This window comes from Methylobacterium goesingense (assembly GCF_022179225.1).
GTDB lineage: Bacteria > Pseudomonadota > Alphaproteobacteria > Rhizobiales > Beijerinckiaceae > Methylobacterium > Methylobacterium goesingense.
In genome coordinates this window covers 1-12,243 of sequence record NZ_BPQL01000130.1, presented here as the reverse complement: position 1 = coordinate 12,243, position 12,243 = coordinate 1, and the positions used below count along the sequence as shown (strand labels likewise).

Annotated in this window: 10 protein-coding genes and 1 pseudogene; 4 read left to right on the top strand and 7 right to left on the bottom strand. The window is 63.2% G+C overall.

Annotation, left to right across the window (positions count from 1 at the left end; all coding sequences use genetic code 11):
- The 4 genes and pseudogenes from ispF to MFF30_RS20310 form a co-directional block, all read left to right on the top strand.
- Positions 1 to 1,208, top strand: a 1,208-nt coding sequence (ispF, locus tag MFF30_RS20325) for a 2-C-methyl-D-erythritol 2,4-cyclodiphosphate synthase (protein WP_238281613.1), incomplete at its 5' end; no start/stop codon positions are given.
- On the top strand, positions 1,205 to 1,708 hold the full coding sequence (locus tag MFF30_RS20320; RefSeq protein ID WP_238281611.1) for a CinA family protein: 504 nt from the start codon (positions 1,205 to 1,207) through the stop codon (positions 1,706 to 1,708). The genes ispF and MFF30_RS20320, both read left to right, overlap by 4 nt.
- Positions 1,709 to 1,976: 268 nt before the next feature.
- A pseudogene (locus MFF30_RS20315) lies at positions 1,977 to 3,764 on the top strand (ABC transporter ATP-binding protein).
- Entirely contained in the window at positions 3,761 to 4,093 is a 333-nt protein-coding gene (locus MFF30_RS20310) for a low molecular weight protein tyrosine phosphatase family protein (RefSeq protein WP_238281609.1), read from the top strand. Before MFF30_RS20315 ends, MFF30_RS20310 begins: the two are co-directional and overlap by 4 nt.
- A 3-nt stretch (positions 4,094 to 4,096) precedes the next feature.
- On the opposite strand, the gene MFF30_RS20305 is transcribed toward MFF30_RS20310, so the two are convergent.
- The 7 genes from MFF30_RS20305 to MFF30_RS20275 form a co-directional block, all read right to left on the bottom strand.
- On the bottom strand, positions 4,097 to 4,552 hold the full coding sequence (locus MFF30_RS20305) for a type II toxin-antitoxin system RatA family toxin (RefSeq protein WP_238281607.1): 456 nt from the start codon (positions 4,550 to 4,552) through the stop codon (positions 4,097 to 4,099).
- 7 nt (positions 4,553 to 4,559) lie between these two features.
- A complete protein-coding gene (gene lipA / locus MFF30_RS20300; RefSeq protein WP_238281605.1) occupies positions 4,560 to 5,522 on the bottom strand; it encodes a lipoyl synthase in 963 nt (320 codons plus the stop codon).
- Between the two features lie 129 nt (positions 5,523 to 5,651).
- Positions 5,652 to 5,936 (bottom strand): GlsB/YeaQ/YmgE family stress response membrane protein, encoded by a 285-nt coding sequence (locus tag MFF30_RS20295; protein ID WP_238281603.1) that lies wholly within the window; start codon positions 5,934 to 5,936, stop codon positions 5,652 to 5,654.
- Positions 5,937 to 6,215: 279 nt separating this feature from the next.
- On the bottom strand, positions 6,216 to 8,000 hold the full coding sequence (locus MFF30_RS20290; protein ID WP_238281601.1) for an ATP-binding protein: 1,785 nt from the start codon (positions 7,998 to 8,000) through the stop codon (positions 6,216 to 6,218).
- Between the two features lie 8 nt (positions 8,001 to 8,008).
- Complete coding sequence (locus MFF30_RS20285; RefSeq protein WP_238281599.1) at positions 8,009 to 9,088, bottom strand: SIR2 family protein; 1,080 nt, start codon at positions 9,086 to 9,088, stop codon at positions 8,009 to 8,011.
- 1,143 nt (positions 9,089 to 10,231) lie between these two features.
- Complete coding sequence (gene lpdA / locus MFF30_RS20280; protein ID WP_238281596.1) at positions 10,232 to 11,671, bottom strand: dihydrolipoyl dehydrogenase; 1,440 nt, start codon at positions 11,669 to 11,671, stop codon at positions 10,232 to 10,234.
- Positions 11,672 to 11,679: 8 nt separating this feature from the next.
- On the bottom strand, positions 11,680 to 12,096 hold the full coding sequence (locus MFF30_RS20275) for an endonuclease domain-containing protein (protein ID WP_283205923.1): 417 nt from the start codon (positions 12,094 to 12,096) through the stop codon (positions 11,680 to 11,682).
- Positions 12,097 to 12,243 lie beyond the last annotated feature (147 nt).

Here is a 12,243-nt window from a genome sequence, read left to right as displayed (position 1 = left end):
ACCGCCGCGTCGGCGGCCAAGCCGTGCTGACCCGGACGCTGGCGGCCCTGGCCGCCCATCCGGGCATCGCACGCATCCAGCCCGTGATCGCGCCGGACGCCGCCGACTTCTACCGCGCCTGCCTCGACGACCTCGACGCCGCGACCCGGGACAAGCTCGCCGAGCCGGTCCCCGGCGGGGCCACCCGGCAGCAATCGGTCCGCGCCGGGCTCGAGGCCCTGGATGGCGCCGGCGCACCGGACCTCGTCCTCGTCCACGACGCCGCCCGCCCGCACGTGGACCGCGCGCTGATCGAGCGCGCGCTGGTGGCCGGGCGCGACCACGGCGCCGCCGTGCCGGGCATCGCCGTCACCGACACGATCAAGGTGGTGGAGGATCTCGGCGACGGCACCGGCCGCGTCCGCGAGACGCCGCCGCGCGAGCATCTCCGCGCCGTGCAGACGCCCCAGTCCTTCGCCTACGGCCCCTTGCGCGACGCCCACCGCCGGGCGGCGGAGGCCGATCTCCACGCCTTCACCGACGACGGGGCGCTCGCCGAATGGGCCGGCCTGGCCGTCGTCGTCTTCGAGGGCGACCCGCGCAACCGCAAGATCACCCAGCCGGCCGACCTGATCGAGGCCGATCGCGGCTTCTCCGGCCAAAACCCCAACGCCCTGAGCGAGGCTCATTCCATGACCACCTACGTCACCCGCCTCGGCACCGGCTTCGACGTCCACGCCTTCACGGAGGGCGATCATGTCTGGCTCGGCGGCGTGAAGATCCCCGCCGACCGGGGCGTGCTGGCCCATTCCGACGGCGACGTAGCCCTGCACGCCCTCACCGACGCGCTCCTCGGCGCGATCGCGGACGGCGATATCGGCACGCACTTTCCGCCGAGCGACGAGCAGTGGCGCGGTGCGTCGTCCGACCGCTTCCTCGCGCATGCGGTGGAGCTGGTGCGGGCGCGCGGCGGCAAAATCGACCATCTCGACATCACGGTCCTGGCCGAAGCGCCCCGGATCGGCGCCCATCGGGAGGCGATCCGCGCCCGCATCGCCGAGATCGCCGGCGTGCCGCTCAGCTCCGTCTCGATCAAGGCGACCACCACCGAGAAGCTCGGATTCGTCGGTCGCGCCGAGGGCCTCGCCGCCCAGGCCGCCGCGACGGTGCGGCTGCCGGAGGCCGCCCCCCTGAACGCCGCCGACGAGACGGCCGAGCGCCGCGCGTGATCGACGATCCCGCCCTGCTCGCCCGCGCGGAGGCGCTCGTCGCCGCTTACGCGGCGGCGGGGCTGACGGTTGCCACGGCCGAATCCTGCACCGGCGGCCTCGTCGCCGGACTGCTCACCGCGATCCCCGGCTCATCGGCGGTGGTCGAGCGCGGCTTCGTCACCTACTCGAACGCCGCGAAGGCCGAGAGCCTCGGCGTGCCCGCCGACCTCATCGCGGCGCAGGGGGCGGTAAGCATGGACGTCGCCCGCGCCATGGCCGAGGGCGCCCTGTCGCACGCGCGGGCCGATGTCGCCGTGGCCATCACGGGCATCGCCGGTCCCGGCGGCGGCAGCGCGGACAAGCCGGTCGGCCTCGTGCATTTCGGCTTGGCCGCGAAGGGCGTGCCCGTGCGCCACCTCGAGCGCCGCTACGGCGATCTCGGCCGCACCGAGATCCGCCGGCAGGCGGTGAGCGACGCCGTGGGCCTGCTCGAATCGGTCCTCGCGCCGACGTCTTGAAACCGACACGCTCGGTCGTCAGATTGCGAATCACGGCGCGTCGTTGCGCGCCGGGTTCGCCCGCGATCCATTGGGGAGGCTGCATGACATCGGTATCGTTCGCCTCTCCCGCCCGCCCGCGCTCCCCGCGCCTGCCGGCCTGACGCCGCCGCGCGCCCGAGCGCGCCGCGCCCGTCCCCTCCCCGCACCTCTCCGAATCCTCGGCCGGTCGCCCGCGTGCGTCCGCCATCCACGGAGTCGGCGCCCGCTCCGCGCCGTTATCGCATCCATGCTCCTCGACCGCCTGCACGGCGCGGAGGCCTACCGGGCCGTCCTCGCCTTCCTCGTCCGTCAGTGGCGGACGCGCCTCCCCCTCGTCGCCGGTGTCGTCGCGGCGATCGTCGGCTCAACGCTCGCCGACGTGTTCCTGCCCCTGTTTGCCGGCCGGCTGGTCGATGCCCTCTCGACCGCCGACCGCACGGCGGCGCGCGGGGACGCCCTTCTCGCCTTCGCGGCGATGGCCGGGCTTGGCCTCATCACCCTGGCCCTGCGCCACGTGGCCTGGGCCCTGGTCGTACCGCTGACCCTCTCGACCATGCAGGCGGTGGCGCAGGCCGGCTTCCATCGGGTCCAGCGCCTCTCCACCGACTGGCACGCCAACAGCTTCGCGGGCTCCACCGTGCGCAAGGTCTCGCGCGGCATGTGGGCCCTCGAAGGGCTGAACGACACGCTGCTGCTGGAACTGCTGCCGGCCTTCACGGTGCTCCTCGGCACCATGATCCTGCTCGGCCTGCAGTGGCCCGTGATGGGGCTGGTGATCGGCCTCGGCTCGCTGGTCTATCTCGGCATCGTGGTGATGCTCGCCACCCGGGTCATCGCGCCCGCGGCGCAGCTTTCCAACGTCTGGGATTCCCGCCTCGGCGGTGCGCTCAGCGACGCCGTCGGCGCCAACGCGGTGGTGAAGGCGTTCGGGGCCGAGTCCCGCGAGGATGCGCGCCTCGCCCGGCTGCTCGGCAAGTGGAACCGGCGTACCCACCGGACCTGGATGCGGATCACCTGGAGCATCACGGCGCAGTTTGCTCTGCTCCTAGTGCTGCGCACCGCCATCGTAGGCACGGCGCTCTGGCTCTGGTGGACGGGGGCGGCGAGCCCCGGCGACGTCGCCTACGTGCTGACCACCTACTTCGTGGTGCACGGCTACCTTCGCGACATCGGTAGCCACATCAATCGGGTCCAGCGGGGCGTCAACGAGATGGAGGAACTCGTTGCCCTCGAGGCCGAGCCCTACGGCGTCGCCGACCGGCCGGGCGCCACGGCGCTCGCCGTGACGGACGGCGACCTCCAGTTCGAGCACGTGACCTTCCACTATGCCGGGCACGAGACGCCGCTCTACCGCGACCTCTCGGTGCACATCCCGGCCGGGCAGCGGGTCGGCCTCGTCGGCCGCTCAGGCTCGGGCAAGACCACCTTCGTCAAGCTGGTGCAGCGGCTATACGATGTCACCGGGGGCTGCATCCGCATCGACGGGCGCGACGTGTCCGGGGTGACGCAGGCGTCGTTGCGCGCGCACATCGCCATCGTGCCCTAGGAGCCGGTGCTGTTTCGCCGGTCGCTGGCCGAGAACATCGCGTATGCGCGCCCCGGCGCTTCGGCTGACGAGATCGCGCGCGCGGCGCGCCTCGCCAATGCGCACGACTTCATCGCCCGCCTGCCCCAGGGCTACGCCACCCTGGTGGGCGAGCGCGGCGTCAAGCTCTCGGGCGGCGAGCGCCAGCGGGTGGCGCTGGCCCGCGCCTTCCTGGCCGACGCGCCGATCCTGATCCTCGACGAGGCCACCTTGAGCCTCGATACGGAATCGGAGGCGCTGATCCAGGAGGCGATGGAGCGGCTGATGCGCGGGCGCACGGCGATCGTCATCGCGCACCGGCTCTCCACCGTGCGGGCCCTCGACCGCATCCTCGTCTTCGAGAGCGGCCGCATCGTCGAGGACGGCAGTCACGACGACCTACTGGTCCGGCCGGAGGGGCGCTACCGCGCCCTGTTCGAGCGCCAGGCCGGCGGGGTGGCGGCGGCGTGAGGCGCACGCGACGCGTACTCTTCGTGTGCAGCCGAAACCGGCTGCGCAGCCCAACCGCCGAGCAGGTGTTCTCGCACTGGCCCGATCTGGAGGTCGCCTCGGCCGGGACGGATGCCGCGGCCGACGAGCCGGTCTCGGCGGAGTGGCTCGCCTGGGCCGATCTGATCGTGGTGATGGAGAACCGGCACCGGGCGCTGCTGCAACGCCGGTTCCGCGCGAGCCTCAGGCACGCGCGGCTCGTCTGCCTCGACATCCCCGATGTCTATGGCTTCATGGACCCGGACCTCGTCCGGCTGCTGCGGGCTCGCGTGACGCCGCACCTGCGCTGACGTTCAGGCCGCGCCGTAGACCCGGTTCGCCCGCGCCTCGAAGGCGTCGGTGAACTTACGGAAGGCCCGGTCGAACATCGTGCCCATGAGCATGCCGAGGGTGCGGCTCTTGAACTCGTAGGTGATGAAGAAGTCGACCGTGCAGCCCCCGCCGTCGCTCGCCTTGAAGTTCCAGCGGTTCTCCAAGTGGCGGAACGGACCGTCGATGTATTCGGCCACGATGCGCAGGTTCTCGGGGTCGAGAGTGACGCGGGTGGTGAAACGCTCGCGGATCGCCTTGTAGCCGACGCCCATCTCGGCCACGAGCACCTCCGTGCCGTCCGCTCCCGGCTGGCGCCGCAGCACGCGCAGGGATTCGCACAGCGGCAGGAAATCCGGGTAGCGCTCCACGTCGGCCACGAGGTCGTACATCTGGCGCGGCGAGTGCCGCACCGCGCGGTTGATCCGGAATGAGGGCATCGAGACTCTAAGCGTTGGCGATGCGGGCGAGACGGGCCGCTTTCAGCTTTGCGAAATCCTCTCCGGCGTGGTGGGAGGAGCGGGTCAGGGGCGTCGCCGAAACGAGAAGGAAGCCCTTGGTGTAGGCGGTGGTCTCCAGGCCCTTGAACTCGTCCGGGGGCACGAAGCGCACCACCTCGTGGTGCTTCTTGGTCGGCTGGAGATACTGGCCGATGGTCAGGAAGTCGACATCGGCCGAGCGCAGGTCGTCCATGAGCTGCACCACCTCGTTCCGCTCCTCGCCCAAGCCCACCATGATGCCCGACTTGGTGAAGATGGTCGGGTCGAGTTCCTTGACCCGCTGGAGCAGCCGCACCGAGTGGAAGTAGCGCGCGCCCGGGCGGACCGTGAGGTAGTTGCCCGGCACGGTCTCCATGTTGTGGTTGAACACGTCGGGCCGGGCCGCGACCACGACTTCGAGGGCGCCGGGTTTGCGCAGGAAGTCCGGGGTCAGCACCTCGATGGTGGTGTCCGGGCTGCGCGCCCGGATCGCCCGGATGGTGCGGGCGAAGTGCTCGGCGCCGCCATCGCCGAGATCGTCGCGGTCCACCGAGGTGATGACGACGTGGTGCAGGCCGAGCTTGGCCACCGAATCCGCGACCTTGTCGGGCTCACCCGCATCGAGGCCCTCGGGCAGGCCGGTGCGTACGTTGCAGAAGGCGCAGGCCCGCGTGCAGGTGTCGCCCATGATCATGAAGGTGGCGTGCTTCTTCTCCCAGCACTCGCCGATGTTGGGGCAGCCCGCCTCCTCGCAGACCGTGACGAGACCGTGCTCGTGCACGATCTTGCGCGTGTCCTCCCAGCCCTTGGAGCCCGGCGCCTTCACGCGGATCCAGTCGGGCTTGCGCTGGATCGGCTTGTCGGGCCGGTGCGCCTTCTCGGGGTGGCGCGGACGCTGATCGTTGCGAAGGAGGTCGAGGACGACGGCCATGACAATCCACGGGATTCGCCCGGGAGATGCCGGCGCATGACAACGACTTAAGCCGTGACGCCCACGACCGCAAACCCGCCGCGACGGGATGGCGCGACAGGGGACACGGTTCGTCAGGCACCCTGTGGATCAGTATCGGCGCCCGGCGATCGCCCGGTAGATCGTGATGAGGATGACGGCGCCGGCCGTCGCCGAGATCAGGTTGCGCCAGAACCCGAAGACCGGGATGTGCAGCTTGTGCGCGAGGTAGTTGCCGAGCAGGCCGCCGAGGATGCCCATCACGATGTTGGCGATGAGCCCCATATTCGCCGCCGTGAACCGCTCGGCGAGCCATCCCGCCAGCGCCCCGATCACGATCGCCATCAGAAAGCCGACGCCGGGTTGACCCATGGCGCCGTAGACCTGTCCATCCATCGTGATTCTCCCGTCAGGCCGCCGCGTCAGGGCGGGCGAGCGCCTCTAATTGTTCCGGAACGCCACTGCGTACACAGATACGCGCGAACGAACACCCGAAACCATTCTGTTCAGCTTGGATGGTTCACATATATCCGCTTCATTATGGATCGTTAAGCGACCCAAAAATGAACCAAGGGTGGCCGATATCGTATGGGGCTACCCATCCGAAACTCTTGCGTTCGGATGGGTATACGCGAGAGACTCGTCCTTATAGGAATGTTCAATGGAATGCGGCAGCTACCCTCGAGTTTGCTTCCTCATGTTTTCTACTGCAGCCGCGATATCGACCTGAGATTTCGGCTTGGCCCACCGAAGCCAGAAAGGGATTGTCGCGCTTCTTGGTAAGTGTTTCGGCTTGCTAATTTTGATTCGCGTAGGAAGAAGCGTAGCGTCACCTACAACAACTGCTTCGCCGATATCAAGAGTTGGCAGTACTTCCATCAAGCTTTCAAGACTCTCCGGCAGCAATTGCCGCACAACGCCTTGGTCCGTCTTGTTAGACAATCTCAGGCTGATGATATTACTGCACTGACTAAGTATTGTCGTACTTACGTCAGATGGTCTTTGACTTACGACCAGCAATCCGACGCCGTACTTACGTCCCTCTTTTGCGATACGCTCGAAATTCTCAAGAGCTCTTCGCTCAAGTGGGCCAGCGGTACTCGCGTGACTCGGGAGATAAACATGAGCTTCATCACAGACAAGCACAACAGGATGGCGGCTATCCCCACCTGGCCCAGGATCGCTCCAAAACTGAACTTGATAGACAAGTCTCGCAACTATACCAACAACGACCGGCAATATATCAGACGGAACCTCAGAGAAGTCAATAATCTTTATGCCATCATTCCTCTCGCTTGTACCGTTGCCGGACTGCAGAAGTTTACGCGCAAGATCGTGGAGCGACTCGTAAGTGTTGTACGAAGAAGGCGCACTGTAAAGGAATGCGTATCTTCTATCATTCATTTTGGTCTTGAGGCGGATCAAGAACCTCGAAAGCTTTCCGTTCAAGGGGCCCTTTTCCGTCTTGGCGAGTCCCTTTCGAGGTCCTGATGCATAGGTATCACCAGTATCCAAAGTTTCATCGTTCTTGGCGTCGAGAGAAGCGACAAGATCGGTCATGTTGTAGGGAATTGGGGTGTCAACGGTGAACCCCTCCAATAAATCTTCTTTACCCATCTGTGCGATAGCGGCACGCTTCATCTCGATTACCGAGTCCATTAACGCCAATGCTTGATTCGGCGCGTTGTCCCCCGAGCGATCAACGAAGACAGATTGCATCTCATCATAGGTGAGAAGCCAGAACGGAAGAAAAATGGCTCTTTCGGATGGTACCGCAACGTCGGATATTCCCGCGATCCTGTAGTGGGAAGCAAATGACATGCTTCCGTACTCGCCGTGTAAATCAAAGACTATTACGTTTGCGTGAGGCAGCGCAGCGGATTGCTCTAGGATCGACGCTACCGTGTAAGACTTGCCTGAACCCGTGCTCCCAAGTAATGCAGCATGCCGTTGAAACAGCTTGTCACCATCGATATAAGCGGCTGCCTTCGAGTCGAGCGTGTATGTCCCAACGTTCAAGGGTGCCGCAGAAGAGGTTCTCGAAGAAGCACTAAGAATTCCCATAAAATCTTCTAAAGACTTCTCTTCGATTGGAAAGACCGGGCGATTGATCTCTGGTAGGGAGAAAACGGCTCTTGTAAAGAAGTCTTTCTGCGATCCGTGACGTTCACGATAAGTTCCAACAAGTGTTATGCATATCCCGTTCTCTTCGGTAGGTATTACAAGCGCGGTGTCACTCGATCCGTCGTCTTCCAGTTTCGGAATTTCTACCGGATGTCGCCAGACGCGCTCTATTATTCCAATTAGCCATTCATCTCCCATCGACTGAATGGCAACGAGCCTTCCAACTCGCGCTTTCTGTAGCTTGTGACCGTCCGTAACTCGGACTGTAATTCTGGATGTTTCAACACTTCTTACCTCACCGATGGAACAATTGTCGTTGAACATGAAGATCGCCATAGCCTTCACTACTCCAAGAAATGCCGTAAGAAGTCGTCAAGCTGCCACAAAGGCAGATCAGAGTAATGTATCTCGCGGTTATGATGGCAGACGCTTCCATCCGCTTTCATGCAGACTGCTATGATGTGAGGATACCGAAGGAGTAATGCTTCAGTAGCAGGTGTCAATTCGCGCGTGATGATGATTGTTGGCATATGTGCTGCGAGGCGGCTCTCAATAATCCCCTGCAAATGTTGATCATTGAACCCGTAACCGATTGCCACGAGCGCGTGGGCCTTTGTAATCGAGCTATTCATCTCTGTACGCACGCTGTCGAACAACGTGTTTACAAGAGAATCTTCATATTTCGACGGTCCCGGTATTACTATCGACTTCGGGCCCGCTGAATAGTTGTGTAATACTTCGATCGGTCCTTTCGTGCTTGATCGCCAATTTATCGATCCGTGGGGCTTCAGTAGTTTTATTGTAAGGTAAGGGCTATGGTCGTATAGACTTCCCCCTTTATGCTTTGTGACAACAGTTCTGCGGTAATGTGTCGGGAATGTTGGCGGTTGTCTCGCCCATCTGTGACGAAACCCGGTAAATCCAGTATCGACTGGCAGGCTGGCGATGTCACAGAAGAGTTCTAACAATGTGTCGTAGTTAGTAGTTATAACAGGAATGCAATCTGTGTTCTGCGGAGCTCCGTGGAATAACCGTCTCAAAAGGCGCGCTGGCGCATGATCTATTGTTTCCGCCGCAGCAAGGATCGCTTCCTCTGCCTCGTACGTTCGCTCCGATATAAAACTAGCAGTCTCTTCTCTGACGATCGATACGACAAGTTCCCGACCCCGATCGCCTGTAGCAATTGTATTCAGACCTTTTTCAAGATCGTGTTTGACCGCTTCGATCGATCTTGCCCACAATGCTATAGCGTCTGCGTCCTGGAGCCTAGGGCCGACCGTGTTTGAAAGATGCTCGCCGAGATGCCACATTCCCGGCATTCCGTAGCCGCAGGAAAAACCCGAACCTATAAGTATTGCCGGCGTACTTCTAAATATACCTTGAATGGCAAGATGAATGTCTTCCGGTAACGTCCCCGACTGCATTGCTGTTGTCCTATAAACCCTTCGGTGCACTACGTCTGAGGTTTCACCTTTCAGGGCCGCCCCTTCTTTCGCATGTTATCTCTTGACAGCTTCGATGTAGTCACCGGCAGGTCACACTTGGAATCTAATTATATTTCGGTGCGGGGTCTGTTCAGGGTTCAGGATAGGTCTAACCCTAAGCTGAAGGGGGCTTTAAGCGGAAGTGCCGGTCCGTTCCTATCGCAAATCGTAACAACGTTCCCCCATTGAAGCATAGGTAACGTTCGATGAAAACTTCCAATATTTTAATCCAAATGATAGCGGAACTGCATTCAAATATTAGTAGGCCATCATGAATTTGCATTCCGTATTCGACTGCCGGCTTATCGCTTCTTGGTGACTCAATATCAAGCCGATTGGCTCTTGGCACATTCGCCTATTCCAATCTAAGCCCATAGTCACTTACCCCCATTTTGGTGGCGGCGTAGCGTTTGAGGATAATAGGTTAAACATAATGCGAAATTATTGAACACAATGGGTTGCTACCCTGATCCAAGCTTTCCCTGGCGTCCGCTCCGAAGGCAAATGTCATTGGGCAAAGGCGCCGGCATGGACGGGTTAGTAAGGAAAGTGGCTCATTGCGTTTGCGAGCTTCGTCAGTGAAGGTGTCCCATAATGCCTGCCTTCAGATGCTACTCGATGCCCCGTTATTGCGTCCCGAAGCCTTTCCTCGATGCCAGTGCCAAGAGCACGTGTTTTCCATGGGTGTCGCCAGCCGTGGTTCGGGTCGACGGCCGGATCGAGCCTGATCGCTTCACGAACCCACTTGGCGACCTTATGCCCCTGTAGTTCGCCCGGCGAGGTTCCAGAATCCTGCCGGTGTCGCTTAGGATCAGACAACGGCGGTACTGGCACCGATGCGGCCACGAACGTGAGGAAGCCTTGATCGTGAAGGCCGGCGAGGTTCGTATCGACAGTGGGACAGGGTAAAAATGGCCCGATCCACGTCTCACATGTTTAGTTCGTTAAGAGCCATCTCGTCACACGTCCGTCACAGTGGGAGCCTGAAATCACTGTGACACGACCGATTCCATCATTGCCCGAAGCACCGACTCACGCTAGCGTCGGCACCCCTAAGGCTATGATACAACGATAGTTTTCTGATCAGGTGTGGATCACCTTGCCATACGCATCCAGCACGCTCTCGTGCATCATCTCGCTGAGCGTCGGGTGCGGGAAGACCGTGTGCATGAGGTCTTCCTCGGTGGTCTCCAGGTTCATGGCGACGACGTAGCCCTGGATCAGCTCGGTGACTTCGGCGCCGACCATGTGGGCGCCGAGGAGCTGGCCGGTCTTGGCGTCGAAGACGGTCTTCACGAGGCCGTCCGGCTCGCCGAGCGCGATGGCCTTGCCGTTGCCCGCGAAGGGGAAGCGGCCGATCTTGACCGAAAAGCCCTGCTCCTTGGCCTTGGCCTCGGTGAGCCCGACGCTGGCGATCTGCGGCTGGCAATAGGTGCAGCCGGGGATCTTGGCCTTGTCCATGGCGTGGGTGTGCAGCCCCTTGATCGTCTCGACACAGAGCACGCCCTCGTGCTCGGCCTTGTGGGCGAGCATCGGCGGGCCGGCGACGTCGCCGATGGCGTAGATCCCCGGCACATTGGTCCGCCCCAAGCCGTCCGTGACGACGATGCCGCGCTCGATCGCGACGCCGAGCTTGTCCAGGCCGATCCCCTCGATGTTGCCGACGACGCCCACCGCCGAGATCAGCTTCTCGGCGCTGAGCTGCTGGGACTTGCCGTCGCCGGTCTCGATCGTCGCCGTGACGGCGGCGGCGGATTTCTCCACCTTCGTCACCTTGGCCCCGGTGAGGATCTTGATGCCCTGCTTCTCGAAGCGCTTGCGGGCGAGGCCGGCGATCTCCGCATCCTCCACCGGCAGGATCTGCGGCAGGAGCTCGATCACCGTCACCTCTGCGCCCATGGTGCGGTAGAACGAGGCGAACTCGATGCCGATGGCGCCCGAACCCATGACGAGGAGCGATTTCGGCATCGTCTCCGGCACCATGGCCTCGTAGTAGGTCCAGATCTGCTTTTTATCGGGCTCGATGCCCGGGATCGCGCGGGGCCGCGCGCCGGTGGCCACGATGATATGCTTGGCGGAATACGCGCCCGCCGCCAGGGCGCCCTTCGGGGCGGGCGCGCGGGTGGTCTCCTTGACCGTGACCTGGCCCGGCTGGTTGCCCTTGGCGACCGCCGTGATGGTGGCCTCGCCCCAGATCACGTCGACCTTGTTCTTCTTCAGCAGCATGCCGACGCCGCCGTTCAGCCGGGTCGAGACCCCGCGCGAGCGCTTGACGATTGCGGCCGTGTCGAACCCGACCTTCTCGGCCGACAGCCCGTAATCGGAGGCGTGCTGCATGTAGTGGTAGATCTCGGCCGAGCGCAGCAGCGCCTTTGTGGGGATACAGCCCCAGTTCAGGCAGATGCCGCCGAGATGCTCGCGGTCCACCACGGCGGTCTTGAAGCCGAGCTGGGCCGCCCGGATCGCCGCCACATAGCCGCCGGGGCCGGCGCCGATGATGAGGATGTCATAGGTGTCGGCCATGTGCGCTCCTAAACCCCGGGTTCGGCGGGGCCATGGGTCGGGGATGGGATGATCGCGAGGGCAGCGCGGATCGTCTCGAGGACGTCGTCGATCCGGTGCATGACGTCGGTGTTGGTGACGCGCAGGACGCGGAAGCCTTGTCGTTCAAGGGAGATCGTGCGCGCCTCATCGTAGACGATGCTGTGATCGAGGGTATGCTGCCCGCCATCGACTTCGACGATGAGCCGCGCCGACAAGCAGCAGAAATCCGCAACGTAAGGACCGAGGGCGACTTGGCGCCGGAAGTGCGAGCCCTGGAGCGGGAGGCGATGGCGGAGATGACGCCACAATCGCCGCTCCGCACCGGTCGAGGTTCGACGCAGGACCCTCGCATGCACGAGGGCGCGAGGCGAGGCTTCGGCCGACGGCGATTCTCTCCAAGGCATAGGCCGTCGCGCCTCCAACCAACCGATCCGGTTTCCGCGCCTCCCTCCCCCTTGTGGGGAGGGATCGAGGGTGGGGGTGGTTCCGCTAGCCTCCGCAGGTCGAGGGTCACCCAACCACCCCCACCTCCTACTCCTCCCCACAAGGGG